Source organism: Streptomyces sp. NPDC127100, from assembly GCF_042724095.1.
GTDB lineage: Bacteria > Actinomycetota > Actinomycetes > Streptomycetales > Streptomycetaceae > Streptomyces.
The window spans coordinates 12,095-36,234 of sequence record NZ_JBHXFL010000032.1 but is presented as its reverse complement, the minus strand read 5'-3'; the positions used below and the strand labels follow the sequence as shown (position 1 = coordinate 36,234).

Sequence of the window (24,140 nt, the reverse complement as noted above, 5' to 3'; positions counted from 1 at the left end):
GGTCAGCCTCCTTGGACGGCGGTGAGGACTTCGACGCGGTCGCCGTCGGACAGGGCGGTGGCGGACCACTGCGCGCGCGGGACGACGGTCTCGTTCAGGGCGGCGGCCACTCCGGACGGCGCCGCGGTGAGCGTGCGCACCAGGGCGTCCAGGGCGGTGCCGGGAGCCACCTCGCGCGGCTCCCCGTTGACGCGGACGTTCATACGGTCCCCTCCGTGAGTGCGGGGGCGGCACTGAAGCGCCGCGGAGTGAAGGGGCGGGCCTCCTCCGGGAGCTCCCCGGTGGTCAGGACGTCCGCCATGACGTCGCCGGTGACCGGGGTCAGCAGCACGCCGTTGCGGTAGTGCCCGGTGGCCAGCAGCAGCCCCTCCGGCCCGGCCGGGCCGAGCAGCGGGGCGTTGTCCGGGGAACCGGGGCGCAGACCCGCCAGCGTCTCCGTGAGGGGCAGTTCGGTGATGCCGGGGACCAGCTCGTGGGCGTCGCGCAGCAGCTCGTAGACGCCGCCCGCGGTCACCGTCGTGTCCCAGCCCAGCTCCTCGCTGGTGGCGCCGACGACCAGCTCGCCGCTCTCCCGGGGCACCAGGTAGAGCGGGTTGCCGCGCACCACGGCACGCACCGTCCGGCTCAGCAGCGGCCCGCGCGTCCGCGGCATGGTCAGGCGCAGCACCTGCCCCTTCACCGGCCGGACCGGCGGCAGTACGTCGTCCGGCACGCCCGCCAGCCGCCCGCTCAGGCTGCCTCCGGCCAGCACCACCTGCCCGGCCTCCAGCGCCGTCCCGTCGGCCGTGACGACGCCGGTCGCCCGGTCCCCGGCGAGGGTGAGCCGGTCGGCCCACACCCGGTGGAGGACCACGCCCGAGCGCTCGCAGGCGGCCAGCAGCGCGCCGGCCAGGCGGCGGGGGTCGATCTGGTGGTCGCCGTCCACCCGCAGCCCGCCGCGCACGCCCGGCGCGAGCATCGGTTCCAGGCGCCGGCACTCGCGGCCCGACAGCCACTCGGACTCCAGGCCCGAGCGCTCCTGCAGCGCGTGCAGTTCCCGCAGGTGGGCCCGGTCGTCGGCGTCCATCGCGACGGCCAGGGTGCCGCAGCGGCGGTACCCGAGGCCGTGGCCCGTGAGGTCGGTCAGCTCGGCGGCGAACTCCGGGTAGCGGCGGGCCGAGGCGAGGTTCAGCGCGAGCAGCGTCTGCTCGCCGTAGTGCAGCTCCGTGACGGCGGCCAGCATCCCGGCCGCCACCCGGGCGGCCCCGCCGCCCGGGTCGGGGTCCACGAGGGCCGTGGCGAGCCCGCGCTGCGCGGCCCGCCAGGCGGTGACCAGGCCGATGATCCCGCCGCCCACGACGAGCACGTCCGGCGTACGCGCGGACGTGCGGGACGACGACGGTACGGACGGTGCGTTCGGTGGGGACGACATGGGCGTCCAGCCCCTCCCTTCGCCGGCATGACCCGGATCAGGTTCGTACGGTCGGAGGCCGCCAGCCTCCCTCTCAGCCCGGTGCGTCCGGGCTCCCGCGAGTGCTTTACGTTGGCCACCCTAGCCCGCAGCGCGCCGAACTCGTAAGGGAGTCCCCACCGTGGCCCGTTCGCTCGACGGTCTCGTCCTCGCACCGGTCGCCGACCAGGCCCCCGGCCAGGTCGGGACCCGCACCCGGTTCACCTACCACGAGGAGGACGGGGCGGTCTGGGCCGAGTACGCGGGCGGCGACGTCGTCCGCGGCCGGCTGGTGGGCACCCGCGCGGGCGACCGGCTCGACTTCCGCTACGTCCAGCTCAGGACCGACGGCAGCACGTCGTCGGGGCACTGCGTCTCGACGGTCGTCGACCTGCCCGACGGGCGGGTGCGCCTGGAGGAGAGCTGGGAGTGGGAGTCCCGGCGGGGGAGCGGGACGAGCGTTGTGGAGGAGATCACCGCACACGGGGACTGACCGTCGATTTGCCGGGTGTCTAAGGTGATCAGGTGAACGAGCAGACGCAGGAGCGGGGAGCGGACGCGGAGCGTCGCGTGGTCGTCGTCGGTGCGGGCATGGCGGGCGTGCAGACCGCGGTCGCCCTGCGCGAGCAGGGCTTCACCGGCACGGTGACACTGATCGGCGCCGAACCCCACCAGCCGTACGACCGCCCCCCGTTGTCCAAGGCCGTCCTGCTCGGCACGGCCGAGGGCTCCGCCTTCGACGTCGACTTCGAGGCGCTCGGCATCGAGCTGCGGCTCGGCTGCGAGGCGCTCGGCGTCCGCCCCGGCACACACGTCCTGGACACCTCCGCCGGGCCCGTGCCGTACGACGTCCTGGTGGTCGCGACCGGCGCCGAACCGGTCCTGCTGCCCGGCGCCGAGGACGTCCCCGGCGTGCATCTGCTGCGCACCCTGGACGACGCCGAGCGGCTGCGTCCGGTGCTCGCCCGGCAGCACGACATCGTGGTCGTCGGCGCGGGCTGGATCGGCGCCGAGTTCGCCACCGCCGCGCGCGAGGCGGGCTGCGCGGTGACCGTCGTGGAGGCCGCCGACCGGCCCCTCGCCGGTGCCCTGCCCGCCGAGGTCGCCGCCCCCATGACCGCCTGGTACGCCGACGCGGGCGCCGTCCTGCGCACCGGCGCGCGCGTGGAGCGCGTCGAGCCCGGCCACGTCGTCCTCGACGACGGCTCGCGACTGCCCGCCGGCGCCGTGGTCGTCGGCATCGGAGCCCGGCCCGCCACCGCCTGGCTGGCCGGCTCCGGCGTCGAGCTCGGCCCGCAGGGCGAGATCCTGGCCGACGACCGCCTGCGCACCTCCGTGCCGGACGTCCACGCGGTCGGCGACTGCGCCTCCTTCCCCTCCGGCCGCTACGGGGAGCGCCTGCTCGTCCACCACTGGGACAACGCCCTCCAGGGCCCGCGCACGGTCGCCGCCGACATCGTCGGCGCCGCCACCGGCGAGGTCCCGCCGGTCTACGACCCGGTGCCGTACTTCTGGTCCGAGCAGTTCGGCCGGTTCGTCCAGTACGCGGGGCATCACACGTCCGCCGACACCACCCTGTGGCGCGGCGACCCCTCCGGCCCGGCCTGGACGGTCTGCTGGCTGCGCGACGAGCGGCTGATCGCCCTGCTGGCGGTGGGCCGCCCCCGCGACCTGGCCCAGGGCAGGCGCCTGATCGAGGCGGGCGCGCGGATGGATCCGCGGCTGCTCGCCGACCCCGCGCGGCCGCTCAAGGCGGCGACGGCGTAGTCCGCCGCCGGCCTCTCGGGGCGGGTCCGGCTTCCCGGTGTCAGCGGCAGATGGCAGGCTGGAGGCGTGACCGAGATTGACGCAAAGACCGATGCTCTCGTACCCGCCTGGCTCACCGTCCCCGACATCGCCGAGATGCTCGGCGTCGAGGTGACCCGGGTGCGGCAGCTGATCAAGGAAGGCCAGCTCATCGCCGTACGCCGCGGCGAGAACCGCGCGCTGCACGTCCCGGCGGCCTTCATCGACGAGGACAAGGTCGTCAAGGGCCTCGTCGGGACCCTGACCCTGCTGCGGGACGACGGCTTCACGGACGAGGAGATGCTCGAGTGGCTCTTCACCCCGGACCCGACCCTGCCCGGCACCCCCGCCCAGGCGCTGAGCGAGAATCGCGGCACGGAGGTGAAGCGCCGCGCCCAGGCGCTCGCCGTCTGACCTGACACACCGCCGGCGGGGGGGGCCCCCCGGCCCCCCCCCCGCTTCGGCGTTCCCACCCCCTGCCCGCCCGCTTCCGTCCGGCCACCCCCGCCGGACCGCCCGCATCCGCGCCGGCCACCCGCCCGACCGCTCCGGCCCCCTGGCGTCACCCTCCGCCACCCCGCGTTCGCGCCCGGCAAGCCCCGGGCCGTCGTCCGCGTCACCTTGCTCACGGGCGGATAACAAGGTGGACAGAAGGGGTTTTCAGGCAGGTCTACGCGCGTTAATCTGCGGCGAAGCCAGCGCCGAAGCCGAACCGTACGGCGCTTGTACGACAGGAGCTCCACAATGCGCCGGATTTCCCGGATCACGGTCGCAGGCGCAGCGACCGCCTCCCTGGCCCTCGCCCTCGCCGCCTGCGGCGGTACCTCGACCTCCTCCGGGTCGTCGGACTCGAAGGGCGACAAGGGTCTCGCCATCGCCTACGACGTCGGCGGCAAGGGCGACCAGTCCTTCAACGACGCCGCCTACTCGGGCCTGGAGCAGGCGAAGAAGGAGTTCGGCTACGCCACGGCCGACATCGAGCCCACCGAGGGCGAGACCGACGCCGACAAGGAGCAGCGCCTCGCGTCGCTGGCGAAGCAGGGCTACAACCCGGTCATCGGCGTCGGCTACGCGTACGCCACCGCCATGAAGAACGCGGCCGAGAAGTACCCGGACACCACCTTCGGCATCGTGGACGACTCCCAGATCCAGGCCAAGAACGTGGCCGACCTGGTCTTCAGCGAGGAGGAGGCCTCCTACCTCGCCGGTGTCGCCGCCGCCAAGAGCACCAAGACCAACACGGTCGGCTTCGTGGGCGGCGTGGACGTTCCGCTGATCCACAAGTTCCAGGCCGGCTTCGAGCAGGGTGTCACCGACACCAACCCGAAGGTCAAGGTGCTGTCGCAGTACCTGACGCAGACGGCGGAGGAGGGCGGCTTCTCCAGCCCCGACAAGGGCAAGACCGCCGCCGAGGGCCAGATCGAGAAGAAGGCCGACGTCGTCTACGCCGCCGCCGGCCTGTCCGGCCAGGGCGTCATCGAGGCCGCCTCCGCCCACAAGATCTGGGCGATCGGCGTCGACTCCGACCAGTACAAGCAGGAAGCCCTCGCCAAGTACAAGGACTCCATCCTGACGTCGGCCACCAAGGACGTCGCCAAGGCCGTGTACAACCTTGCGAAGTCGGTCAAGGACGGCAAGCCCGTGACCGGTATCGTCAAGGGCGATCTGAAGTCCGGCGAGGTCGGTCTGTCGGTCTCCAACCCGAAGTTCGCGGGCAACGCCGACCTCCAGGCGGCCGTCAAGGCGGCCCAGGAGAAGATCGTCAGCGGTGAGATCAAGGTCAAGAGCAGCTGAACTGAGCTGAGCACCACCTCGAACAGTGTGTAACCGCGGGGTTGCGCCGCTCGGCGGGGTACGGGGAGTCGGCCTCCTCGTACCCCGTCGTGCCGATGTGCCGCCGCTTCAGATGCCGTAGGGGCGCTACGCGCGTAGACGACCCCCGTCCCCAGGAGAGTGCGCCATCAACGCGTCCAGCAGCCCTCCGGCCGGAGCGGCGGTCAACGAATCGGTGACCGCCGTCGAACTCGCCGGGATCACCAAGCGTTTCCCCGGTGTCGTGGCCAACCACGACATCCACCTCACCGTCCGCAGGGGCACCGTCCACGCCCTCGTCGGCGAGAACGGGGCCGGCAAGTCGACGCTGATGAAGATCCTCTACGGCATGCAGAAGCCGGACGAGGGGACCATCGCGATCGACGGCGAGCAGGTCTCCTTCTCGTCGCCCGCCGACGCGATCGTCCGCGGCATCGGCATGGTGCACCAGCACTTCATGCTCGCCGACAACCTCACGGTCCTCGAGAACGTGGTGCTCGGCAGCGAGAAGCTCCACGGCATCGGCGGCAGGGCCCGCCGCAGGATCAAGGAGATCTCCGAGCGGTACGGCCTCGGCGTGCGCCCCGACGTCCTGGTCGAGGAGCTCGGGGTCGCCGCCCGCCAGCGCGTGGAGATCCTCAAGGTCCTCTACCGCGGCGCCCGCACGCTGATCCTCGACGAGCCGACGGCCGTCCTGGTGCCGCAGGAGGTGGACGCCCTCTTCGACAACCTGCGCGAGCTCAAGGCCGAGGGGCTGTCCGTCATCTTCATCTCCCACAAGCTGGGCGAGGTCCTCTCCGTCGCGGACGACATCACGGTCATACGCCGCGGCACGACGGTCGGCACGGCCGTGCCCGCCGAGACCACCCCGCGCCAGCTCGCCGAGCTGATGGTCGGCAGCGAGCTGCCGACGCCGGAGACGGCGGAGTCCACGGTCACCGACCGCCCGGTCCTCGCCGTCGACACGCTGCGCCTGGTGGCGCCGGGCGGCAAGGCCCTGCTCGACGACGTCACCTTCACCATCCACGCCGGTGAGGTGCTCGGCATCGCCGGCGTCGAGGGCAACGGCCAGACCGAGCTGGTCGACGCGCTGATCGGCCTCAAGCACGCCGACTCCGGCTCCATACGCTTCCTCGGTGAGGACATCACCTCCCTGCCGACCCGCAAGCGCCGCGAGCAGGGCGTCGGCTACATCCCCGAGGACCGCCACCGCCACGGCCTGCTCCTCGAGGCCCCCCTGTGGGAGAACCGCATCCTCGGCCACGTCACCGAGAAGCCCAACAGCAAGGGCTTCTGGCTGGACCCGAAGGGCTCCCAGGAGGACACCCGCCGCATCGTCGAGGCGTACGACGTCCGCACCCCCGGCATCGACGTCACCGCCGCCTCCCTGTCCGGCGGCAACCAGCAGAAGCTGATCGTCGGCCGCGAGATGAGCCACAAGCCGCGCTTCCTGATCGCCGCCCACCCCACCCGCGGTGTGGACGTCGGCGCACAGGCCGCGATCTGGGACCACATCCGCGAGGCCCGCCGCGAGGGCCTGGCCGTACTGCTGATATCCGCCGACCTGGACGAGCTGATCGGCCTGTCCGACACCCTCCGGGTGATCTACGACGGCAAGCTGGTCGCGGACGCCGACCCGGCCACCATCACCCCCGAGGAGCTCGGCTCGGCGATGACCGGTGCCGCCTCCGGACACCTGGAACACGACGAGACCCCCGAGATCCGCAAGTCTCCCGGGTCTCCGGAAGACGAGGCCCGCTGATGAAGAAGTTCGACAAGGAGCGCGTGCTCCTCGCGGTGGCCGGGCCGGTCATCGCGCTCGCCGTGGCCTTCGTGCTCAGCGCGATCGTCCTGGTCGCCTCGGGCAAGAACCCCGTCGAACCGTTCGCCCTGATGTTCGAGCAGGCCGGTTTCTCCGACATCCAGGTCCTGATCGTCAACCAGGCGTCGATGTACTACATCGCGGCCCTCGCGGTCGCCATCGGCTTCCGGATGAACCTGTTCAACATCGGCGTCGACGGCCAGTACCAGCTCGCCGCGATGACGGCCGCCATCGTCGGCGCCCACGCCGACCTGCCGGCGTTCCTCCAGGTGCCGCTGCTGCTCCTGACCGCCGTGTGCACCGGTGCCTTCTGGTCCGGCATCGCCGGTGTCCTCAAGATCACCCGCGGCGTCAGCGAGGTCGTCGCGACGATCATGCTCAACGCGATCGCCACCGCCGTCATCGGCTACCTGTGGCTGCCGGACGTCTTCGGCGTCAAGATCGGCAACAACAACACCACCGGCGAGATGCACGACTCCGGCTGGATCCCCGGCATCGACACGGGCGCGGCCGGCGAGATCTACGGCCTGGTCCTCCTCGCGGTGCTGCTCGGCATCGGCTACTGGGTCGTCCTCAACCGCACCCGCTTCGGCTTCGACCTGCGCGCCTCCGGCGCCTCCGAGTCCGCCGCCGCGGCCAGCGGTGTCGACCCCAAGCGCATGGTGCTCACCGCCATGCTCATCTCCGGCGGCCTCGCCGGACTCGCGGGCCTGCCGATCCTGCTCGGCGCCACCCACACCTACAGCCTCAACTTCCCCACCGGCATCGGCTTCCTCGGCATCGGCATCGCCCTGCTCGGCCGCAACAGCCCGGTCGGCATCGCCTTCGCCGCCCTGCTGTGGGCCTGGCTCGACAAGGCCTCGCCCGAGCTGGACTTCCACGGCTACGACAAGGAGATCGCGGTCATCATGCAGGGCCTGATCGTCCTCTCCGTGGTCGTCTCCTACGAGGCCGTCCGCGAGTGGGGCCTGCGCCGCCAGCAGCGCCGGGTCGGCGCGGAGCTGGCCGCCGGTCACGTCCTGGGCGCCACCGACAACTCGAAGAAGGAGGTGGCCGGCCGATGACCGCTCCGACCACAGCGACCGACGTCAACCAGCCCTCGCTGCAGCCCGGGGCGCCGACCGGCCGCCGCATGTCGTGGCCCGTGCTGCTCCTGGTCATCGCCGGAGCCCTGGCGCTGACCTCGCTCGTCCGCATCATCACCGGCGCCGACGGCATCACCAACGTCAGCCAGATGTCCACCGCGCTCCAGCTCGCCGTGCCGATCGGCCTGGCCGGCCTCGGCGGCCTGTGGGCCGAGCGCGCGGGCGTCGTCAACATCGGCCTCGAGGGCATGATGATCCTCGGCACCTGGTTCGGTGCCTGGGCCGGCTTCCAGTGGGGCCCGTGGACCGGTGTCCTCGTCGGCATCGTCGGCGGCGCGATCGGCGGCCTGCTGCACGCGATCGTCACCGTCACCTTCAACGTCAACCACATCGTCTCCGGTGTGGCCATCAACATCCTCGCGCTGGGCGCCACCCGCTACCTCGCCCCGCTCGCCTTCGAGGGCCACCAGGGCGGTTCGGCCAAGCAGTCCCCGCCGGTCGACTCCCTCGGCCACTTCACGGTGCCGGGCCTGTCCGACGGCCTCCAGACCCTCAACGACAAGGGCTGGTTCCTGGTCTCGGACGTCGCCGGCCTGCTCGGCGGCCTGGTCACCAACGTGTCCTGGCTGACCCTGATCGCCGTCGCCCTGGTCCCCGCCACCTGGTGGATCCTGTGGCGCACGCCGTTCGGCCTCCGCCTGCGCTCCTGCGGCGAGAACCCGGTCGCCGCCGAGTCCCTCGGCGTCAACGTCTACAAGTACAAGTACCTCGCCGTGATCATCTCCGGCGGTCTGGCCGGCCTCGGCGGTGTCTTCCTCTCCATCGTGGCCAACCCCTTCTACCTGGAGGGCCAGACCAGCGGCCGCGGCTACATCGGCCTCGCGGCGATGATCTTCGGCAACTGGATGCCGGGCGGCCTCGCCATCGGCGCCGGCCTCTTCGGCTACACCGACAGCCTCAACCTGCGCGGCGGTTCCGCCAACGTGCACGCCCTGCTGCTGCTCGGCGCGCTCCTGCTGGTCGCCGGCGCCGTCTGGCTGGTGATCCGCAAGAAGTACGTCAAGGCCGCGATCACCCTCGTCGTCGGCGCCCTGGTCTTCGCCTGGTACGCGGGCACCAACGAGGTCCCGAACCAGGTCGTCTCCGCCACCCCGTACGTCGTCACCCTGGTCGTCCTCGCCCTGTCCGCGCAGCGGCTGCGGATGCCGAAGGCGGACGGCATGCAGTACCGGAAGGGGCAGGGCAAGTGACCGGCGCCGACTGGGAGGCCCTGCGCACGGCGGCCCGGGACGCGATGTCCCGGGCGTACGCCCCCTACTCGGGCTACGCCGTCGGTGCCGCCGCCCTGGTCGACGACGGCCGCACCGTCACCGGCTGCAACGTGGAGAACGCCAGCTACGGCATCGGCCTGTGCGCCGAGTGCGGTCTGGTCTCCCAGCTCCAGCTGACCGGCGGCGGCCGGCTGACGCACTTCGTCTGCGTCGACGGCCACGGCGAGATCCTGGTGCCGTGCGGGCGCTGCCGTCAGCTGCTGTTCGAGTTCGGCGGCCCGGAGCTGCTGCTGGAGACCCCCGCCGGGGTGCTCCCGCTCGCGGAGATGCTCCCGCAGGCCTTCGGCCCCGACCACCTCACCAAGTAAGGAAAGCCAGACATGGCCATGGACGTCATCTCCGTCATCCGCACCAAGCGGGACCGCGGTGAACTCAGCGGCGAGCAGATCGACTGGGTCATCGACGCGTACACCCGCGGCGAGGTGGCCGACGAGCAGATGTCGGCCCTCGCGATGGCGATCCTGCTCAACGGCATGAACCGCGGCGAGATCGCCCGCTGGACGGCCGCGATGATCGCCTCCGGCGAGCGCATGGACTTCTCGTCCCTGTCCCGCCCGACCGCCGACAAGCACTCCACCGGCGGCGTCGGCGACAAGATCACCCTCCCGCTGGCGCCCCTGGTGGCGGCGTGCGGGGCGGCCGTCCCGCAGCTCTCCGGGCGGGGCCTCGGCCACACCGGCGGCACCCTGGACAAGCTGGAGTCGATCCCCGGCTGGCGCGCCCTCCTCTCCAACGAGGAGATGCTGGACGTCCTGGACACCACCGGCGCGGTGATTTGCGCGGCGGGCGACGGTCTCGCCCCCGCCGACAAGAAGCTGTATGCGCTGCGCGACGTCACCGGCACGGTCGAGGCGATCCCGCTGATCGCCTCCTCCATCATGTCCAAGAAGATCGCCGAGGGCACCGGCTCGCTGGTCCTGGACGTGAAGGTGGGCAGCGGCGCCTTCATGAAGACGATCGAGGACGCCCGCGAGCTGGCCTCCACCATGGTCGGCCTCGGCACCGACCACGGCGTGAAGACCGTCGCGCTGCTCACCGACATGGCCACGCCCCTCGGCCTCACCGCGGGCAACGCCCTGGAGGTCCGCGAGTCCGTCGAGGTCCTGGCCGGCGGCGGCCCCTCCGACGTCGTCGAGCTGACCCTCGCCCTGGCCCGCGAGATGCTCGACGCGGCGGGCCTGCCGGACGCCGACCCGGCGAAGGCCCTGGCCGACGGCTCCGCGATGGACGTCTGGCGCCGCATGATCGCGGCCCAGGGCGGCGACCCGGACGCGGCCCTGCCCACGTCGAAGGAGCAGCACGTGGTGAAGGCCGCCTCCTCGGGCGTCCTGACCCGCCTCGACGCCTACGACGTCGGCGTCGCCGCCTGGCGCCTCGGCGCGGGCCGGGCCCGCAAGGAGGACCCGGTGCAGGCCGCCGCGGGCGTCGAACTCCACGCCAAGCCCGGCGACACGGTCACCGAGGGCCAGCCCCTGCTGACCCTCCACACGGACACCCCGGACCGCTTCGCCTACGCGCTCGCGGCGCTGGAGGGCTCGCACGACATCGGCCCGGCCGGCACGGACTTCACCGCCTCGCCGGTGGTGCTGGAGCGCATCGCCTGACCAGGGGTTTCCTCGATCGGGTGAACGGGACCGGTAGACCACTGCCGGTCCCGTTCGGCATGCTGGGATCGGTGACGCACCGATAGGAGACACCGCCATGAGCGCACTCAGTGCCGAGCCGTCCCCCGGAGGGGCGGGCTGGGACGAGATCGTCCGTGTCCTGGAGGAGACGGACGCTCCGGAGGGCAGCAAGGTGGAGATCATCGAAGGGATCGTCACCGTGGCGCCTCCGCCGTCCGAAGCACACAACGACACCGCCGAACTGCTTCAACTCAGCCTCTATACCGCTGTCCCCGAGGGGTGTGGCATCTACCAGACTCTGGGGCTGGGGGTCCCCGAGACTGCGGGTGTTTTCCAGCCCGATCTGTGCGTGGTGCCCAGAGTGGCGTTGCGGCAGGGCAGGAGAGTGCATGCGAGTGAGGCGGAGCTGGTCGTCGAAGTCACCTCGCGAAGCAATGCCAATCACGATCGGATCAAGAAGGTCAGGGGATATGCCCGGGCCGGTGTCCCCCTCTACCTTCTTCTGGACCCCTGGCACAGCGGATGCCCGACGGTCACGCTGTACGGAGACCCTGAGGACGGCACCTATCGCGTCCTGGCATCGGTGGAGTACGGCGAAAAGTTGACCCTGCCGGACCCCTTCGGCCTGGAGATCGACACCGACGCCTTCCCCACGAGCTGAGGCTCGTCACCCCAGCACCGTCGCCACCCCCACCAGCACCGGCACGGACACCACCGTCGACACCAGGATCGCGTCCCGCGCCAGCCGCTCGCCCACCCCGTACGTCGACGCGTACGTGTAGAGGTTCTGCGCGGCAGGCAGCGCCGACGTCACCACCACGTCGAGCAGTTGGGGGCCCCGCAGACCGAAGACCCCCGACGCCAGCGTCCAGGCCACCGCCGGCTGCCCCACCGCCTTCAGCGCGACCGCGAGCAGCACCGGCCGCCGTTCCACGCCCCGCAGCGGCATCGTGGAGCCGCACAGGCCGATGCCGAAGGCCAGCAGCACAGCCGGGACCGACATGTTGCCGATCAGGGTCACCGGGTCCATGACCGCGTCCGGCACCCGCAGCCCGCTCGCGGCCACCGCGACCCCGGCGAGCGAACCCAGCGCGATCGGATTGCGCAGTGGCGTCAGCAGCCGCCGCCGCAGCGGGCCCTTGGCGCCCCCGCCCGACAGGTCCAGGATCGTCACCGCCACCGGCGTCACCAGCACCAGCTGGAACAGCAGCACCGGCGCCACCAGCGAGGCATCGCCCAGCACGTACACGGCGATCGGGATGCCGAGATTGCCGGAGTTCACGTAGCCGGAGCAGAGCGCGCCGATCGTCGTACGGCCCACGCCCCAGCCCCGTACGACGCCCACCGCGGCGAACGCGCCGGCCACCGCCAGCGTCGACAGGGCCGTCACCAGCAGCCGGGTGGAGAAAACCACCGACAGGTCGGCCGTCGCCAGCGTCGTGAACAGCAGGGCGGGTGAGGCCACGTGGAAGGCGAGCTTCGTCAGGACCTCGCGCCCCTGGCCGCCGAGGTGGCCGCGCAGCCCGAGCACATAGCCCACGCCGATCACGACCGCGATCACCGCGAAGCCGGTCAGCACCCCCTGCACGGCGACGCCTCCTCGGCCGGGAGGCGGACGGCGTCGGGCAGCGCGGCGGGCGGCGGTATGTGGGGCACATGCCAACCCTCCGGGGCGGGCCGTCCCGAGGTCAACGTGATCTTCGCCGTGCCGGCACCGATGAGTTCCGCCGGGCCGCCCGGTCTACCGCACGTGGACGCCGTGACACCCGCCGTACTCGTGCTGCCGGGGCCCGTCTCCCGAGGGGAGACGCCCCGGCTCTGCGACGAGGTGCGCGCGCTGCTGGAAACCACCCGGGCCGGCGTGGTCGTCTGCGACGTCGGCGGGCTGGGGCCGCCCGGACTCGCCGTCGTCGACCTGCTGGCCCGGCTCGAGCTCACCGCCCGGCGGGCCGGGGGACGGATACGCCTGCGCGACCCCGACCCCGCCCTGCACGCCCTACTCGACCTTGTCGGCCTCCGCTTCGAGGCGGAGCGGCAGGTCGAACAGCGGGAACCACCGCTTGGTGTCCAGGAAGCAGTGGAACCCGGTGATGCGGCCCTCTGAGATCTCCAGCACCTGGACCGCCCACGGCGCGAAGCCGCCCGCCTCCGGGTCCGGCTTGTAGTGCGCGAAGGCCGGCAGTCCGTTCGCCTCGACCGGCACGAGGCGCGAGCCCGCGCACGCGGAGCCGAGCGTCTCCATGAAGCCGGTGATGTCCGCCGGGCCGGCCAGCCACAGGTCGAACGGCGGCATCGTCATGACCGCGTCCTCGTGCAGCAGCGCCGTCAGCGCCGTCATGTCGTACCCCTCGAAGGCCGCGACATAGCGCTCCAGCAGCTTCTGCTGCTCCTCGTCCAGCGGATCGGACACCGCCGCGCCCGCCCCCCGGTCCTGCCGCTCGGCGAGCGTCGCCCGGGCCCGCTGGAGGGCGCTGTTGACCGACGCGACCGTCGTGCCGAGCAGCTCGGCGACCTCGCTCGCCCGCCACGCCAGCACCTCGCGCAGGATCAGCACCGCCCGCTGCTTGGGCGGCAGCTGCTGGAGCGCGGCCATGAAGGCGAGCCGCACCGACTCCTTGGCGACCGCGGCCTCCGCCGGATCGGCCGTCGTCGGCAGCACGCGGGCGTCCGGCATCGGCTCCAGCCAGGTGTTGTCCGGGCGCGGCGCCAGGGCTGCCTGCGCGAGCGGCGTCGAGTCCGTGAGGTCCATCGGACGGGCCCGCTTGTTGCCCGCGGTCAGCATGTCCAGGCAGACGTTGGTCGCGATGCGGTACAGCCAGGAACGGAGACTGGAGCGGCCCTCGAACTTGTCGTAGCTCCGCCAGGCGCGGACCAGGGTGTCCTGCACCGCGTCCTCGGCCTCGAAGGAGGAACCGAGCATCCGGTAGCAGTACCCCGTCAGCTCGACCCGGTGCTTCTCCAGCGCGGAGTCCAGCTCCGGCGTCACGGTGCCGTTGGTCATCGTCCACCCACCCCTGGGCCGCGTCCCGTCGTGCGCGTTGTCGCGCCTCGCACTTCGGAAGCTACCGCAGGGGACCGACAATGGCCCGCGGAGTCGGGAAAGGCGCACGTCGGCGCCGTGGCGGGCAGGACCGGCACGTCGGCGCGTGGCGGCCCCGCCCGGCCGTCAGCGCGTCGCGGGCAGGCCGCGCACCGACGCGCCGGAGCCCACGCCCGCGCTCCGGCGGCGCGCCGCCAGCGACCCGAGGGCGGTGATCCCCACGACGCCCAGCACCGCCAGCAGCCCGACGCCGACCGTCCCGGCCCAGCCGCCGGAGTGGAAGGCCACCGCGCCCACCGTGCTGCCCGCGCTGGAGCCGATGTAGTAGGCGGACTGGTACAGCGCCGACGCCTGGGCACGGCCGTGCGTGGCCGTCCTGCCCACCGCCGACGAGGCCACCGCGTGACCCGCGAAGAAGCCCGCCGTGATCAGCACCAGCCCCAGCAGGACCAGCGGCAGCCAGGGCGCGAGGGACAGCAGCAGGCCCGCCGCCGTCGTACCGCCGCCCAGGTAGAGCGCCCCGCGGCGGCCGAGCCGGCCCACCAGCCGGCCCGCCGTCGACGCCGAGACCGTACCGACCAGGTACACCAGGAAGATCGAGCCGATGACGCCCTGCGGCAGGGAGAACGGGGCATCGGTCAGGCGGTAGCCGATCACCGTGTAGACGCCGCCGAACACCGTCATGAACAGCGCGCCGATCGCGTACAGGCGGCGCAGCAGCGGGTCGGCGAGGTGGTCGCGGACCGTGCGGACCAGGACCCGCGGGCGCAGCGAGCCCGCCGTGAAGTGCCGCGGCGCCGGCAGCAGCAGCCGGAAGGCCACCGCGCACGCCACCGCGACCAGGCCGATCACCCCGACGGCGACCCGCCAGCCCCACTCCTGCGCGACCCAGCCGGTGATGACCCGGCCGCTCATGCCGCCGACGCTGTTGCCCGCCACGAACAGGCCGATGGCGGTGACCAGCGCCCGCGGCCGCACCTCCTCCGCCAGGTACGCCGTCGCCGAGGCCGGCAGCCCGGCCAGCGCCGCGCCCTGCACCGCGCGCAGCGCGACCAGCGCCGGCAGCGACGGGGCGAAGGGCACCAGCAGCCCGACGGACACCGCGACGGCCAGCGACGCCGTCATGACCGTACGCCGCCCGAAGCGCTCCGACAGGGCGCTCATCGGCAGCACGAAGAGGGCCAGGCCGCCCGTCGCGGCGGCCACCGTCCAGCTCGCGTCGCCCGCGCTCACCCCGAGGTCGCCGGAGATCAGCGGCAGCAGGGCCTGGGTGGAGTAGAGGAGCGCGAAGGTCGCGACGCCCGCCAGGAACAGGGCGAGACTCATCCGGCGGTAACCGGGGCCGCCCGGGGTCATGCGCGAGTCGGCGGGGTCGGGGGAGGAGGGGACGGAGACGGCGGTCGCGGCGTCCACGGTGGTGGACGCCCCGGTATCGGCGGGAGTCATGCTGCGAAGGTACGAAGCCCTGCACTCATCCGTCCAATGCATGGAATCGTCATAATCGTTCCCATGGTGCATCAGCAGAGCTCACAGGCCCGCCTGTCACCGTCCGGTGACACAGAAGACATCGTCACGCTGCTCGCGCCGCGCCTCGCGCACTTCGCCGGCGTCGCCCGCACCGAGCACGTCACCCGGGCCGCGCAGGAGATGAACGTCCCTCAGTCCACCCTCTCCCGCGCCCTCGTCCGCCTCGAGGCGGACCTCGGCGTGGACCTGTTCGTCCGCCGGGGCCGCACCCTCGCGCTGACCCCCGCCGGGCACACCTTCCTCGGCTCGGTCGAACGCGCCCTCGCCGAGATCGAGCGCGCCGCGGAGGAGGTGCGCGCGGACGTCGACCCGGCCACCGGCAAGGTCGCCTTCGGCTTCCTGCACACCATGGGCGCCGAGACCGTCCCCGGCCTGCTGCACGCCTTCCGCGCCGACCACCCCCGCGTCCGCTTCAGCCTCGTCCAGAACTACGGCGAGGCCATGCTGGAGCGGCTGCGCGCCGGCGACCTCGACCTCTGCCTGACCTCCCCGGTCCCGGACGCCCCCGACCTGGTCGCCCGCCGCCTGGACGAGCAGAAGCTGCGCCTCGTCGTCCCGGCCGACCATCCGCTGGCCGCCCGCCGGCGCATCCGCCTCGCCGAGGCGGCCGACGAGAACTTCGTGACCCTGGAGCCCGGTTACGGGCTGCGCCGCATCACCGACGACCTCTGCGGGGAGGCCGGCTTCCGGCCGCGGGTGGCCTTCGAGGGGGAGGAGGCGGAGACGCTGCGCGGCCTGGTCGCCGCGGGCCTCGGCGTCGCACTCCTGCCGCCGCCCGCCGTGCCCCGCCCCGGCGTGGTCGAACTGACGGTCACGGCACCGCGCGCGGCCCGCGAGATCGGCGTCGCCTGGCTCGCGGGCCGCACGGACACGCCCCCGGTGGCGGCCTTCAAGAAGTTCCTGCTGTCCAGAAGGGGGCACCTCCTGCCCGGCTGACCGGGCCCTACCGGCGCCGCGACCTGCCGAACCCCGCCGCCAGCGGCATCCGCAGTCCCAGGGGCGGGGGCGCGGCCAGCGCGTCCTCCACCGGCCGCGAGAAGGACTGCCCGAACAGCGCGCCCATCACGAAGTCCTCCGCCAGCGCGACGACCTCGTCCCGGTAGTGCCGCAGCCCGTGTCCGTCCGAGTGCACCTCGAACCGGCACACGTCGCGGTTGGCCTTCTTCGCCCGGGACGCCAGCCGGAACGACAACTCCGGGTCGCAGCGTCCGTCGTTGGTGCCGTGCACGATCAGCACCTGGCGCCCGGCGAGCTGCTTCACCGGTTCGGGGGCCGCCGCCACGTCCTCGTCGGGCAGCCAGGGGGCGATCGCCAGCACGGAGTTGACGGCCTCGTGCCCGCCCGCGCGCAGCGCGGCCCGCCCGCCCATGCCGACGCCGGCGAGGCAGACCGGGACGTCGCCGTAGCGCCGCACGGCCTCGGCGGCGGCCCAGTCGGCGTCGCGGGCGAGGTGCGCCTCGGTGCCGTTCCAGCCCCGGTAGCGGTAGTGCACGACGTGCGTGGCCAGGCCCTCGTCCCGGCCCGCCCGGGCCAGCCCGCGCCCCAGCGCGCGTACCGACGCGGACGCCAGCAGCCCGGACGGCCTGCGGTCGGACACCTCGTCGCCACCGGGGAGCAGGAGCACCACACCGCTGACCGCCGTCCGCTCCGGACCGAGCGTTCGCCCCAGCCGGGCCCGACGGGCCGGCGTCGCTTGCTGTCCCATGACAGAACATTCTCAGAAGACGGGGTGCGGAGACCCGTCCCTCGCAGTCACCGTTACATATCGGCGGTTCCGTACACCGATTCGTCGGGAAGTGTCCCCGCCCGCCGGTACTCCCGTCCCCGCCGGCCGCAGTCCTGCCGCTCTACGCGCGTAGGAGCTAGAGTGCGGAAATGACGAGCCAGAACACCGCGAAGGCCGGCGCGCAGACCGCCGGGAGGACTCCGACACCGGACCAGATCCGCCGGGCGCCGAAGGTTCTGCTGCACGACCACCTCGACGGCGGGCTGCGCCCCGGCACGGTCGTCGAACTCGCCCGCGCCGCCGGATACGAGGATCTCCCCGAGACCGATCCCGGCCGGCTCGGCGCCTGGTTCCGGGAGGCCGCCGACTCCGGATCGCTCGAGCGGTACCTGGAGACCTTCTCCCACACCGTCGGCGTCATGCAGACCCGCGACGCCCTCGTCCGGGTCGCCGCCGAGTGCGCCGAGGACCTCGCCGAGGACGGCGTCGTCTACGCCGAGGTGCGGTACGCCCCCGAGCAGCACCTGGAGGGCGGGCTGAGCCTCGAAGAGGTCGTCGAGGCCGTCAACGAGGGCTTCCGCGAGGGCGAGCGCCGGGCCCGGGAGAACGGCCACCGCATCCGCGTCGGCGCCCTGCTCACCGCCATGCGGCACGCCGCCCGCTCCCTGGAGATCGCCGAACTCGCCAACCGCTACCGCGACCTCGGCGTCGTCGGCTTCGACATCGCGGGCGCCGAGGCCGGCCACCCGCCCACCCGGCACCTCGACGCCTTCGAGTACCTCAAGCGGGAGAACAACCACTTCACCATCCACGCCGGCGAGGCCTTCGGCCTGCCGTCCATCTGGCAGGCCCTCCAGTGGTGCGGCGCCGACCGGCTCGGACACGGCGTGCGGATCATCGACGACATCACGGTCCACGGGGACGGCACGGTCGAGCTCGGCCGGCTCGCCTCCTACGTACGGGACAAGCGGATCCCGCTGGAGCTGTGCCCCAGTTCCAACCTCCAGACCGGGGCGGCCGACTCGTACGCCGCGCACCCGATCGGCCTGCTGCGCCGGCTGCACTTCCGCGTCACCGTCAACACGGACAACAGGCTGATGTCCCACACGGGTATGAGCCGGGAATTCGAGCACCTTGTCGACGCGTTCGGCTACACGCTCGACGACCTTCAGTGGTTCTCCGTCAATGCGATGAAATCAGCGTTCATTCCTTTCGATGAACGACTGGGCATGATCAATGACGTGATCAAGCCGGGATACGCGGAACTGAAATCCGAATGGCTGTTCCAGCAGGCGGCCTCCACCAGCGGTTCTCCGGAAGAATAGAGGCCGGACGGCGTCCGGGGAAATCGGAGACGGGGACGGGCGTTCACGACTCGTACGCATTTCGATGTTTGCGGCGGGCGGTCCCGCCTGTTTACGGTCGAGCACCGCTCACATCCCCCGTCATCCATATTCGAGGACGCATTTCATGAAGCAGTCTGCTGTCAAGACCCTCGGTGTCGCCGCCCTCGGTGCCGCCTTCGCCGCAGCCGGGGCGGGGGCGGCCTCGGCCGCCCCGCAGCTCCCGGACGCCGCCGGGACCGTGGACTCCGTCGCCCGCACGCTCCCCACGGAAGCCGTCTCCACCGTGGCACCGGGCACCGGCACCAGGCTGGAGCAGGGACGCCGGATGGCCGGCACGGGTCTGGCCGCCACCCAGCCGGTCGTCGAGCAGACGCTCGGCGGGAAGCCCGCCGACGGCCCGGCCGGCCCGGCCGCGGGCCTCCTCGGCGGACTGCCGACCGCCCGGACCCTGCCCGCCCCGGCCCTGCCCCCGCAGGGTCTGTCCACCCAGGGCATGCCGGTGAACGGCCTGACGCTGGGCGACTGAGCCCTCCCGCTCCACGCGCCGACGGGGGCGCACCCGCACCGGGTGCGCCCCCGTCGGCATGCCGCGGAGAGGACGGACGAGTCGGCCGGGCGGGCCCGTCACCAGGCCGTCCGGGCCGCCTCCTCCTCCGACGGCAGGAGGATCCACAGGGCGAGGTAGAGCAGGAACTGCGGGCCGGGCAGCAGGCAGGACAGTACGAAGATCACCCGCATCGTGGTGGTGGAGGTGCCGAAGCGCCGTGCCAGCGCGGCGCACACTCCGCCGATCATGCGGCCGTGGGTGGGGCGGGCGAGGCGGGACATCGCGGCTCCTTCGTCAGCGTGTCGCGAGGCGGCCGGCCGGCCACCCCTCATCTGCCCTCCACGCTACGGAGACGAACGGAACAAAGCGTCGCTCTACGGGGCGATACCGACCCTGGGAATCGTCGGGGTCCGACCCTGAGCCGGCTCCCCCTGAGGGACGTCCTCCCGGTCCCCCGGCCCGGACCTGCGGCGGAGCCGCGCCCGGCACGCGGGTACGACGGCGAGGTGGGCGAGGGCCACGCCCAGGGTGTTCAGCAGCAGCGAGTCGACGTCCACGACCTGGCCGGGCACCCCGGTCTGCAACAGCTCGATCCCCAGCGACAGCAGGGCGCCCGCGGCCACGGTGCGCAGCAGGGACGCCGTGGGTGACACGGCCAGCCGCCCGTTCACCGCGGGCAGCAGCACCCCCAGCGGCGCCAGCAGGGCCAGCGCGCCGCCGAGGGAGCGGGCCGCCGCCGGCCAGCCCAGTGCCAGGTCGGCGCGGATACCGTCGAGCGGGTGCACGTTGGGTGGCAGGACCCACGGCACGTCCAGGGGCCGCAGGGTGTACCAGGCGACGAACGCGAGGTGCGCGACGAGGAGGACACCTCCTGTCGCACGGATGCGGTGCGCGGCGCTGCCGCCGGTGAACCCTTGACGCTGCACGCCCCCCTAGACGCGGCCTCCGGCTCGGTCGGTTCCGGTGCCCTCCGCGCGAGGATGAGTCCTGCGCCACACGGACCCCGGGCCCGGCGTCACCCGCCGGAGACCGCCCGGGACGGCGGCTCGTTGCTGCCCGGCCGGGCGCGGACCTCGTCCGTGCAGGTGTAGCGGCGCGGGGCCCGGTCGTCGGGCCCGGCCAGGATCACGGAACCGTCGCCCTCGGCCGCGGCCGAGTCGGAGAAGGTGCAGACCACCTGGGCGAGGGCGTACGAGGCGAGGTCGCCGGGCGCGATGCCGAGCCGCAGGGTGTCCTCCGGGTCGCCGGGGCGGGGCCCCTTCACGGCGACGCCGGCGCGTATGTCCGTGGTGTACCCGGCCTCCTTCTCCGCGGCCGACGGCGGCGCGGCGAGCTGGTCCAGCAGCCCCTGGGCGACCAGGACCCGGCGCGCGGAGTCCGCGGCGCCGTCCGGGACCCGCACCGTCCGGTCCACGCTCACCAGCGAGGAGCCGCACAGCAGGAAGACCCGCACCGGCAGCCCCGGCGTGGCCCCGGCCGGCCCGTCCGGTTCGGCGAGCGAGCAGCGCACCCGCGACGGCGCGGGGCCGTAGTCCGTGGGCACCTCCGTGGCGCGTATCCCGCACCCGGTGAGCAGCACGGCCAGCACGGCCAGCAGGGGAAGCGCCGGCAGGCGGCGTACGGTCATCAGGCCTGTCCCTTCGCGTCCTTGCCCGGCTCCCGGCCCGCGTCCCCGGTCCCGTCGCCCGCCGGGGCCTCCCCGGCGTCCTCCTCCGCGGGCACCGACGCGTCCTGCGGCAGCCGCAGCGTGAACACCGCGCCGCCCTCGGGGGAGTTCTCGGCGGTGATCTCGCCGCCGTGGATGTGGGCGTTCTCCAGGGCGATGGACAGGCCGAGCCCGCTGCCCTCGGAGCGGGGCCGGGAGGCGCTGGCCTTGTAGAAGCGGTCGAAGACGTGCGGCAGCACGTCCTCGGGGATGCCGGGGCCGTGGTCCCGCACCCGGATGACGATCTCGTCGTCCGCCCGCGTCACCGACACCCGCACCGGCGACCCGCCGTGCTTGAGGGCGTTGCCGACGAGGTTGGCCAGGATGACGTCCAGCCGGCGCGGGTCGAGGCGGGCGTGGATGCCGCGCTCGGCGTCCAGGTCGACGGCGTCCAGCCAGGCGCGGGCGTCCATGCAGGCGGTGATCTGGTCGGCCACGTCGACGTCGTCCAGGACCAGCCGGGCGGTGCCCGCGTCGAAGCGGGTGACCTCCATCAGGTTCTCCACGAGGTCGTTCAGGCGCCGGGTCTCGCTGACCACCAGCCTTACGGCCGGTTCGATCATCGGGTCGATGCCGCCGCCCTCGAACTCCAGCTCGTCCTCCAGCACCTCCGTGACGGCGGTGATGGCCGTCAGCGGCGTCCGCAGCTCGTGGCTCATGTCCGCCACGAAGCGCCGCGAGGCCTGCTCCCGGTCCGCCATGTCCGCGACCCGCTTCTCCAGCGCCTCCGCCGCGCTGTTGAACGTCCGTGACAGATCCGCCAGTTCGTCGGTGCCCGAGACGCGCAGCCGGGTGTCCAGCCTGCCCTCGCCGAGCCGTCGTGCCGCAACCCCGAGCCGGTGCACCGGCTTCAGCACGGTCGTGGCCAGGGCCTGGGCGAGCAGCGCGGACCCGAGCAGCGCGAGCCCGGTCGCGATGCCCAGCGACCAGGCCAGCGAGTTCAGGTCCTTGGCCTCGGGCTCCAGCGACTTGAACATGTAACCGGTCGGTCCGCCGCCGATCACCTTCGAACCGGCCACGAGGTAGGGCGTGCCGTCCTCCACGACCCGCTGCCAGTACAGGTGGTACGGGTACTTGTTGGCCGAGGAGACCTTCTGCTCCTTGTTCACCGCGGTGCGCAGCGACTCGGGCACGTCGGCCAGCGAGAACCCGCCGAGCCCGCCGGAACTGCCATACACGGCCTCGCCGTCGGCGTTCAGGGCGACGAGCAGCACCCCGAAGCGCTGACTGCTGCTGGCCATCTGCCCGGCGGTGCGCTGCACCTCGTCCTGCGTGGGGCGCGCGGGCAGCGCACCCGCCCGGTTCTGCATCTCCTGCTCGAAGTCGCGCAGCACGGCGTCCTGGGTACGGGTGAGCACCGCCTCGCGGTTCAGCCAGTACGCGATGCCGGACGCCGACACGGCGGCGGTGAGCGCGACCAGACCGAAGACGAGGACCAGCCGCAGGCGCAGGCTGGTGAGGCGCAGCCGCGAGCGGACTCCCTTGCGCGTCGCGGTCCAGCCGCGCGAGCCCCCCTGGTGTTCCTGTGTCACTGAGGCGGATCCAGCCGGTAGCCGACACCCCGCACGGTACGGATCAGGGTCGGCGACGACGGCACGTCCTCGACCTTGGCGCGCAGCCGCTGCACGCAGGCGTCCACGAGCCGCGAGTCACCGAGGTAGTCGTGCTCCCACACCAGCCGCAGCAGCTGCTGCCGCGACAGCGCCTGCCCCGGCCGCCGGCTCAGCTCCAGCAGCAGCCGCAGCTCGGTCGGGGTGAGCTGGAGGTCCTCGCCGTTCTTCGTCACGGTCATCGCGGACCGGTCGATGACGAGGCTGCCGAAGCTCGCCGAGTCGTTCGACTCCCGCTCCCCGCGCCGCAGCACGGCCCGGATGCGGGCGTCCAGCACGCGGCCCTGCACGGGTTTGACGACGTAGTCGTCGGCGCCCGACTCCAGGCCGACGACCACGTCGATGTCGTCGTTGCGCGCGGTCAGCAGGATGATCGGCAGCTGGTCGGTGCGCCGGATGCGCCGGCACACCTCGAAACCGTCGATGCCGGGCAGCATCACGTCCAGCACGATCAGATCCGGCCGCTGCTCGCGCAGCAGCTTCAGACCGTCCTCACCACTGGCAGCGGTCGCCACGCGGTGGCCCTGGCGCGTCAGAGAGAGCTCCAGGGCCGTCCGGATGGCGTCGTCGTCCTCGATCAGCAACAGGGAAGGCACGGGCTCATTCTGGCCCATGGAGGGGCCGGGGTTCGACCCGCGGGCCCGGATGGGGTCCCCACCTGCCGACGGGGCCTGTGAAGGATCCGTGACGCAACCGTGGCCGACCCCTGTGACAGGTCTGTGACAGTCGGCGGACACGGCCATGAAGTCGGCCCGGCAGGCTTCTCGGCACAGGCAACACAGCAGTCCGAACACCGGAAGTCCACGACGGGGGGCGCGAGATGAACACGCTGAAGGGCACCAGCACCAGCGCAGTGGTCACGCGTCTGCACGACGTGCACGCACACCGGGGTTCCGAGAAGTCCGGTGCCGTGAGCGGGCGGGGGTGCGCTCGCGGCACCGGGCGTCAGCACACCGCCTACATGACGGTGGTCGACGCACGCACGGGGGACACGGGGGACACGGGGAACCGGGCGGAGACGCACGGGGGACAGGCGTACGGGGAGGTTCCGGGGGAGCGGCGTTCGGTGTCGGAGGCGGAGTTCACCGCCTACGTCCAGGAGCGCCGCGCCTCCCTGTACGCCACCGCCTACCACCTGACCGGCGACCGCTTCGAGGCCGAGGACCTGCTGCAGAGCGCACTGTTCTCGACCTACCGGGCGTGGGACCGGATCAGTGACAAGGCGGCGGTCGGCGGATACCTCCGCCGCACCATGACCAACCTGCACATCAGCGCCTGGCGGCGCCGCAAGCTCAACGAGTACCCGACCGAGGAACTGCCGGAGACGCCCGGCGACACGGACGCGATGCGCGGCACCGAACTGCGCACGGTCCTGTGGCAGGCGCTGGCCCGGCTCCCCGAACTCCAGCGCACCATGCTGGTCCTGCGCTACTACGAGGGCCGCACGGACCCGGAGATCGCGGACATCCTCGGCATCAGTGTCGGCACGGTGAAGTCGAGCATCTGGCGCTCCCTGCGCCGGCTGCGCGAGGACGAGGTCCTCAGCTTCGGCCGTGACCGGGAGGACGCCTTCGGCGAACTGGTCGCCTGAAGGTCCGGGGGGACCCCGGGGGGGGACCCCGAAAAAAAGTCGGAGCCCGGGTGTATCACGGGGGAAGTACCGGGCTCTTACTCACGGGGAAGCACCACGGGGGAACACGGGGGGACACGGGGGAGCACAAGGAAGCGGGACTGGAGGGCCGGGGGGTCC

The 24,140-nt window shown here is 72.7% G+C and carries 26 protein-coding genes and 1 riboswitch; of the genes, 15 read left to right on the top strand and 11 right to left on the bottom strand.

All coding sequences use genetic code 11. The annotated features are described in order from the left end of the window. Positions 1-2 precede the first annotated feature (2 nt). Complete coding sequence (thiS, locus tag ACFWJB_RS25200; RefSeq protein WP_385460802.1) at positions 3-203, bottom strand: sulfur carrier protein ThiS; 201 nt, start codon at positions 201-203, stop codon at positions 3-5. Then, on the bottom strand, positions 200-1,411 hold the full coding sequence (gene thiO, locus ACFWJB_RS25195; protein WP_386925012.1) for a glycine oxidase ThiO: 1,212 nt from the start codon (positions 1,409-1,411) through the stop codon (positions 200-202). The genes thiS and thiO overlap by 4 nt, the downstream gene beginning before the upstream one ends. Next, a riboswitch (TPP riboswitch) is annotated at positions 1,409-1,520 on the bottom strand. (Overlaps the previous gene by 3 nt.) 51 nt (positions 1,521-1,571) lie before the next feature. Between thiO and ACFWJB_RS25190 the strand changes: the two genes are divergently transcribed. The 10 genes from ACFWJB_RS25190 (at position 1,572) to ACFWJB_RS25145 (ending at position 11,550) form a co-directional block, all read left to right on the top strand. Beyond that, complete coding sequence (locus tag ACFWJB_RS25190) at positions 1,572-1,922, top strand: hypothetical protein (protein ID WP_385472230.1); 351 nt, start codon at positions 1,572-1,574, stop codon at positions 1,920-1,922. Positions 1,923-1,954: 32 nt separating this feature from the next. After that, positions 1,955-3,196: an NAD(P)/FAD-dependent oxidoreductase gene (locus ACFWJB_RS25185; protein WP_385472233.1), complete on the top strand. Its 1,242-nt coding sequence runs from the start codon at positions 1,955-1,957 to the stop codon at positions 3,194-3,196. A gap of 66 nt (positions 3,197-3,262) precedes the next feature. Beyond that, on the top strand, positions 3,263-3,628 hold the full coding sequence (locus ACFWJB_RS25180) for an Rv2175c family DNA-binding protein (RefSeq protein ID WP_385472236.1): 366 nt from the start codon (positions 3,263-3,265) through the stop codon (positions 3,626-3,628). Positions 3,629-3,958: 330 nt separating this feature from the next. After that, positions 3,959-5,008: a BMP family protein gene (locus ACFWJB_RS25175; protein WP_385471011.1), complete on the top strand. Its 1,050-nt coding sequence runs from the start codon at positions 3,959-3,961 to the stop codon at positions 5,006-5,008. 214 nt (positions 5,009-5,222) lie between these two features. After that, positions 5,223-6,788, top strand: coding sequence for an ABC transporter ATP-binding protein (locus ACFWJB_RS25170; RefSeq protein WP_385471009.1), 1,566 nt, complete (start codon positions 5,223-5,225; stop codon positions 6,786-6,788). Next, positions 6,788-7,912: an ABC transporter permease gene (locus ACFWJB_RS25165; protein ID WP_385471007.1), complete on the top strand. Its 1,125-nt coding sequence runs from the start codon at positions 6,788-6,790 to the stop codon at positions 7,910-7,912. Before ACFWJB_RS25170 ends, ACFWJB_RS25165 begins: the two co-directional genes overlap by 1 nt. Beyond that, positions 7,909-9,183 carry an ABC transporter permease gene (locus ACFWJB_RS25160; RefSeq protein WP_386925008.1) on the top strand — a complete coding sequence of 425 codons (1,275 nt, stop codon included), beginning with the start codon at positions 7,909-7,911 and terminating at the stop codon, positions 9,181-9,183. The genes ACFWJB_RS25165 and ACFWJB_RS25160 overlap by 4 nt, the downstream gene beginning before the upstream one ends. Next, positions 9,180-9,572 carry a cytidine deaminase gene (locus ACFWJB_RS25155; RefSeq protein WP_385471003.1) on the top strand — a complete coding sequence of 131 codons (393 nt, stop codon included), beginning with the start codon at positions 9,180-9,182 and terminating at the stop codon, positions 9,570-9,572. Before ACFWJB_RS25160 ends, ACFWJB_RS25155 begins: the two co-directional genes overlap by 4 nt. A gap of 18 nt (positions 9,573-9,590) precedes the next feature. Then, the gene (locus tag ACFWJB_RS25150; RefSeq protein WP_385471015.1) at positions 9,591-10,868 is read left to right on the top strand and encodes a thymidine phosphorylase; all 1,278 of its coding nucleotides are present in this window, start codon (positions 9,591-9,593) and stop codon (positions 10,866-10,868) included. Between the two features lie 97 nt (positions 10,869-10,965). Next, the gene (locus ACFWJB_RS25145; protein ID WP_385471001.1) at positions 10,966-11,550 is read left to right on the top strand and encodes a Uma2 family endonuclease; all 585 of its coding nucleotides are present in this window, start codon (positions 10,966-10,968) and stop codon (positions 11,548-11,550) included. A gap of 6 nt (positions 11,551-11,556) precedes the next feature. Here ACFWJB_RS25145 and ACFWJB_RS25140 read toward each other — a convergent pair whose 3' ends face one another. Further along, positions 11,557-12,477, bottom strand: a complete 921-nt coding sequence (locus ACFWJB_RS25140) for an AEC family transporter (RefSeq protein WP_385470999.1) — start codon at positions 12,475-12,477, stop codon at positions 11,557-11,559. A gap of 129 nt (positions 12,478-12,606) precedes the next feature. On the opposite strand from ACFWJB_RS25140, the gene ACFWJB_RS25135 reads away from it, so the two are divergent. Continuing rightward, positions 12,607-12,993 (top strand): STAS domain-containing protein, encoded by a 387-nt coding sequence (locus tag ACFWJB_RS25135; RefSeq protein WP_385471013.1) that lies wholly within the window; start codon positions 12,607-12,609, stop codon positions 12,991-12,993. Here the strand turns inward: ACFWJB_RS25135 and ACFWJB_RS25130 are convergent. Both ACFWJB_RS25130 and ACFWJB_RS25125 read right to left on the bottom strand, forming a co-directional pair. After that, positions 12,886-13,890 (bottom strand): sigma-70 family RNA polymerase sigma factor, encoded by a 1,005-nt coding sequence (locus ACFWJB_RS25130; protein WP_386925005.1) that lies wholly within the window; start codon positions 13,888-13,890, stop codon positions 12,886-12,888. The two genes, ACFWJB_RS25135 and ACFWJB_RS25130, sit on opposite strands and share 108 nt — an antisense overlap. Positions 13,891-14,055: 165 nt before the next feature. Further along, positions 14,056-15,375, bottom strand: a complete 1,320-nt coding sequence (locus ACFWJB_RS25125; RefSeq protein WP_386925003.1) for an MFS transporter — start codon at positions 15,373-15,375, stop codon at positions 14,056-14,058. Between the two features lie 63 nt (positions 15,376-15,438). Here ACFWJB_RS25125 and ACFWJB_RS25120 point away from each other — a divergent pair, with 63 nt between their 5' ends. Next, positions 15,439-16,392 carry a LysR substrate-binding domain-containing protein gene (locus ACFWJB_RS25120; protein ID WP_386925001.1) on the top strand — a complete coding sequence of 318 codons (954 nt, stop codon included), beginning with the start codon at positions 15,439-15,441 and terminating at the stop codon, positions 16,390-16,392. 7 nt (positions 16,393-16,399) lie between these two features. Here the strand turns inward: ACFWJB_RS25120 and ACFWJB_RS25115 are convergent, their stop codons facing one another. Continuing rightward, positions 16,400-17,161 (bottom strand): alpha/beta hydrolase, encoded by a 762-nt coding sequence (locus tag ACFWJB_RS25115; RefSeq protein ID WP_386924999.1) that lies wholly within the window; start codon positions 17,159-17,161, stop codon positions 16,400-16,402. Between the two features lie 170 nt (positions 17,162-17,331). Between ACFWJB_RS25115 and ACFWJB_RS25110 the strand changes: the two genes are divergently transcribed. Beyond that, positions 17,332-18,507: an adenosine deaminase gene (locus ACFWJB_RS25110; RefSeq protein ID WP_386924997.1), complete on the top strand. Its 1,176-nt coding sequence runs from the start codon at positions 17,332-17,334 to the stop codon at positions 18,505-18,507. A 145-nt stretch (positions 18,508-18,652) separates the two neighbouring features. Next, positions 18,653-19,054, top strand: a complete 402-nt coding sequence (locus ACFWJB_RS25105) for an ATP-binding protein (RefSeq protein WP_386924995.1) — start codon at positions 18,653-18,655, stop codon at positions 19,052-19,054. 98 nt (positions 19,055-19,152) lie between these two features. Here ACFWJB_RS25105 and ACFWJB_RS25100 read toward each other — a convergent pair whose 3' ends face one another. The 5 genes from ACFWJB_RS25100 to afsQ1 all read right to left on the bottom strand — a co-directional run bounded on the left by ACFWJB_RS25100 (position 19,153) and on the right by afsQ1 (position 22,986). After that, positions 19,153-19,356, bottom strand: a complete 204-nt coding sequence (locus tag ACFWJB_RS25100) for a PspC domain-containing protein (RefSeq protein ID WP_386924993.1) — start codon at positions 19,354-19,356, stop codon at positions 19,153-19,155. A gap of 93 nt (positions 19,357-19,449) precedes the next feature. Beyond that, on the bottom strand, positions 19,450-20,001 hold the full coding sequence (locus ACFWJB_RS25095; RefSeq protein ID WP_385471647.1) for a VanZ family protein: 552 nt from the start codon (positions 19,999-20,001) through the stop codon (positions 19,450-19,452). 89 nt (positions 20,002-20,090) lie between these two features. Next, complete coding sequence (locus ACFWJB_RS25090) at positions 20,091-20,702, bottom strand: hypothetical protein (protein WP_385471650.1); 612 nt, start codon at positions 20,700-20,702, stop codon at positions 20,091-20,093. Then, positions 20,702-22,312, bottom strand: coding sequence for an ATP-binding protein (locus ACFWJB_RS25085; RefSeq protein WP_385471652.1), 1,611 nt, complete (start codon positions 22,310-22,312; stop codon positions 20,702-20,704). The genes ACFWJB_RS25090 and ACFWJB_RS25085 overlap by 1 nt, the downstream gene beginning before the upstream one ends. Then, positions 22,309-22,986, bottom strand: a complete 678-nt coding sequence (gene afsQ1 / locus ACFWJB_RS25080) for a two-component system response regulator AfsQ1 (RefSeq protein WP_385471655.1) — start codon at positions 22,984-22,986, stop codon at positions 22,309-22,311. The genes ACFWJB_RS25085 and afsQ1 overlap by 4 nt, the downstream gene beginning before the upstream one ends. Before the next feature lie 224 nt (positions 22,987-23,210). Between afsQ1 and ACFWJB_RS25075 the strand changes: the two genes are divergently transcribed. After that, the gene (locus tag ACFWJB_RS25075; RefSeq protein ID WP_385471658.1) at positions 23,211-23,981 is read left to right on the top strand and encodes a SigE family RNA polymerase sigma factor; all 771 of its coding nucleotides are present in this window, start codon (positions 23,211-23,213) and stop codon (positions 23,979-23,981) included. Positions 23,982-24,140 lie beyond the last annotated feature (159 nt).

Excerpts from the sequence above, each read along its gene's own strand:
- thiS (WP_385460802.1), bottom strand. The coding sequence starts at position 203 with ATGAACGTCCGCGTCAACGGGGAGCCGCGCGAGGTGGCTCCCGGCACC.
- thiO (WP_386925012.1), bottom strand. The coding sequence starts at position 1,411 with ATGTCGTCCCCACCGAACGCACCGTCCGTACCGTCGTCGTCCCGCACG.
- ACFWJB_RS25175 (WP_385471011.1), top strand. The coding sequence starts at position 3,959 with ATGCGCCGGATTTCCCGGATCACGGTCGCAGGCGCAGCGACCGCCTCC.
- ACFWJB_RS25165 (WP_385471007.1), top strand. The coding sequence starts at position 6,788 with ATGAAGAAGTTCGACAAGGAGCGCGTGCTCCTCGCGGTGGCCGGGCCG.
- ACFWJB_RS25160 (WP_386925008.1), top strand. The coding sequence starts at position 7,909 with ATGACCGCTCCGACCACAGCGACCGACGTCAACCAGCCCTCGCTGCAG.
- ACFWJB_RS25150 (WP_385471015.1), top strand. The coding sequence starts at position 9,591 with ATGGACGTCATCTCCGTCATCCGCACCAAGCGGGACCGCGGTGAACTC.
- ACFWJB_RS25145 (WP_385471001.1), top strand. The coding sequence starts at position 10,966 with ATGAGCGCACTCAGTGCCGAGCCGTCCCCCGGAGGGGCGGGCTGGGAC.
- ACFWJB_RS25135 (WP_385471013.1), top strand. The coding sequence starts at position 12,607 with ATGAGTTCCGCCGGGCCGCCCGGTCTACCGCACGTGGACGCCGTGACA.
- ACFWJB_RS25130 (WP_386925005.1), bottom strand. The coding sequence starts at position 13,890 with ATGACCAACGGCACCGTGACGCCGGAGCTGGACTCCGCGCTGGAGAAG.
- ACFWJB_RS25125 (WP_386925003.1), bottom strand. The coding sequence starts at position 15,375 with ATGACTCCCGCCGATACCGGGGCGTCCACCACCGTGGACGCCGCGACC.
- ACFWJB_RS25120 (WP_386925001.1), top strand. The coding sequence starts at position 15,439 with ATGGTGCATCAGCAGAGCTCACAGGCCCGCCTGTCACCGTCCGGTGAC.
- ACFWJB_RS25115 (WP_386924999.1), bottom strand. The coding sequence starts at position 17,161 with ATGGGACAGCAAGCGACGCCGGCCCGTCGGGCCCGGCTGGGGCGAACG.
- ACFWJB_RS25110 (WP_386924997.1), top strand. The coding sequence starts at position 17,332 with ATGACGAGCCAGAACACCGCGAAGGCCGGCGCGCAGACCGCCGGGAGG.
- ACFWJB_RS25105 (WP_386924995.1), top strand. The coding sequence starts at position 18,653 with ATGAAGCAGTCTGCTGTCAAGACCCTCGGTGTCGCCGCCCTCGGTGCC.
- ACFWJB_RS25100 (WP_386924993.1), bottom strand. The coding sequence starts at position 19,356 with ATGTCCCGCCTCGCCCGCCCCACCCACGGCCGCATGATCGGCGGAGTG.
- ACFWJB_RS25090 (WP_385471650.1), bottom strand. The coding sequence starts at position 20,702 with ATGACCGTACGCCGCCTGCCGGCGCTTCCCCTGCTGGCCGTGCTGGCC.
- ACFWJB_RS25075 (WP_385471658.1), top strand. The coding sequence starts at position 23,211 with ATGAACACGCTGAAGGGCACCAGCACCAGCGCAGTGGTCACGCGTCTG.